This window comes from Delftia sp. Lp-1 (assembly GCF_020523835.1).
In the GTDB taxonomy this organism is placed as follows: domain Bacteria; phylum Pseudomonadota; class Gammaproteobacteria; order Burkholderiales; family Burkholderiaceae_C; genus Comamonas; species Comamonas acidovorans.
Genome location: NZ_JAJALJ010000007.1, coordinates 1 through 665, shown reverse-complemented (window position 1 = coordinate 665; position 665 = coordinate 1). Strand labels below are relative to the sequence as shown.

1 protein-coding gene is annotated in these 665 nt (G+C 62.7%); it reads right to left on the bottom strand.

Going from position 1 to position 665, the window contains the following annotated elements; all coding sequences use genetic code 11:
- Nucleotides 1-665 (bottom strand): hypothetical protein (locus tag LGR64_RS28530; protein ID WP_230357491.1); only part of this gene is annotated, 665 nt, incomplete at both ends.

The following is a 665-nucleotide window of genomic DNA, read 5'->3' as shown; positions in this document are numbered from 1 at the left end:
CAGCGCAGGTTCACCGTCACCGCATCAGCTCCGTTGCTGACCACGCCGTTGATCAGCCGCTCCACGTACAACTCGTTGTAATAGCTGTACAGCCCCTTACCCACGATCAGCTTGTCACCGCCATACCGCGTCAGCTTCAGCGCCTGGTTGGCAGCCACTACGGTCTGCACATTCGACTTGCCCTCAGCCAGTCCTTGCACCTGTGCCAGAACCCGGTACGTTCCCGCTGCACCGGGCCTCTCGATGTAGCCCCAGCCTGTATCCCTGCGATCCTTGCCGATCACAAGCTGCGAGACCAGAACCCCTCCATCGGCAGCGGTGTAGATACCGCCAACCACTCCTGCAGGACTCTGGTCCACCAGGCTCACCTGCACCGTCATCGGCTGGGTCGCGTTCTGGCTGTCTGACCAGTACGCGCCAGGCACGCTCAGCACCACATAGAAGTTGTCCCTCAGGCTGGATGTCGAGCGCTGCCCGTCCAGACCTTCGATCCGCACCTGCGGCGCAATGACTTCCACAGGTACAGGCATGGCCGCAGTAGCCCCTTCAGCCGTCGCCTCGATCTGCGTGTAACCCAACTCCAGGCCACCCACGTTGATGTAGGCCCGGCTCTGTCCCGCAGGAATCGTCACCGTCGCCGGCGTCTCGCAGATCTCCGCCGCCAC